This is a genomic window from Streptomyces sp. NPDC004561 (genome assembly GCF_053602155.1).
Window position 1 is genome coordinate 1 of the sequence record NZ_JBSGDB010000898.1, and the last position, 1451, is coordinate 1451.

Consider the following 1451-nt stretch of genomic DNA (forward strand, 5'->3'; position numbering starts at 1 on the left):
ACTAGTAGTGCTTGGTCAGGTCCGTATCGGTGCGGGTATGTCGCAGTGGCAGGTGGGGCAGGCGCCGGTCCAGAGGGCGAGGAGTGTCTGTAGCTCGCGGACGACCTGGTAGAGGCTCAGGCCGGCGCCGCGTCTTTTGGGGCTCGGGCCAGTCGTTGCAGGGTGCAAAAGGCGTGCGCGACGGAGACGAGGGTGACGTGGTGGTGCCATCCGTTCCAGGTCCGGCCCTCGAAGTGGGCAAGTCCCAGGGCCTGTTTCATCTCCCGGTAGTCGTGCTCGATGCGCCAGCGGAGTTTGGCGAGGCGGACCAGTGTGGTCAGCGGCATGCCAGAGGGCAGATCGGACAGCCAAAACTGCACCGGCTCGTTCTCGTCGGCCGGCCATTCGGCCAGCAGCCAGCACTCCGGCAGTTCCGGGCCGTCGGTGGCCTGGCGGACCTCGCGTCCGGCAGGCCGGATGCGCAGGGCCACGAAGCGGGAGTACATCCGCTTGCGGCCCGAGCGGCCGGTGCCGGGCCGGGAGCCCTCCCGCCACTGCACCGGCCGGGCTGCCTTCCGCCCCGCCTCGATGACCAGCTCCTTCACTGACCGCGGCTTGTCGGGATACTTTGCCACCGGTGGGCGTCCGGTGCCGGAGTACGGCTCGGCCACCGGCACCGCGTCGGCGGGCTGGGCTGAGAGCGTGGTGGAGATGCCCACCACGTAGTTCATGCCGCGGGCCCGCAGTCCGTGCCGGAACGCGGCGGCGTCGCCGTATCCGGCGTCCGCGAGGGCCAGCGGCACCTCGATGCCCCAGGAGCGGGTCTCATCGAGCATGTCCAGGGCCAACTGCCACTTCTCCACATGCCCGACATCGTCCGGGATGCCGCAGGCGGTGCGGCGGGCGACCTTGTCCGCATCGGCTTTCGGTGAGTCGGGATCCCAGGTCTGGGGCAAGAACAGCCGCCAGTTGATCGCTGCCGAGGCGTGGTCGGACGCGAGGTGGAGCGAGACGCCGACCTGGCAGTTGGTGACCTTGCCCGCGGTACCGGTGTACTGCCGCGACACGCATGCCGAGGCGGTCCCGTCCTTGAGGAACCCGGTGTCGTCGAAGACCAGGGCGTCCGACCCGATCACCTCCTCCATCCGCCAGGCGAGCTGGGCCCGGATGTGTGCCGGGTCCCAGGGGCTGGTGGTGATGAAGTTGGCCAGGGCCTGACGATTGCCGTCCTCCCCGAGCCGGGCGGCCATCGGCTCGACCGACTTTCGTTGCCCGTCGGTCAGCAGCCCCCGCAGGTAGACCTGCCCCCACCGACGCTGATCCTTGCGCGCGAACGGCTCGAACACCTCCGCCGCGAACGTCTCCAACTCGCCACGCACCACAGCAATCTCGTCCGGAGTCACGCACACTCAACGCCACACCGGGCCCAGAGGACACGCACCACCACAACCGACCTGACCAAGCACTACTAG

General features: G+C 69.1%; 1 protein-coding gene. It reads right to left on the bottom strand.

Going from position 1 to position 1451, the window contains the following annotated elements; translation table 11 throughout:
• Positions 1-116 precede the first annotated feature (116 nt).
• Positions 117-1382: an IS701 family transposase gene (locus ACWEN3_RS46520; protein ID WP_452984488.1), complete on the bottom strand. Its 1266-nt coding sequence runs from the start codon at positions 1380-1382 to the stop codon at positions 117-119.
• Positions 1383-1451: the final 69 nt, after the last annotated feature.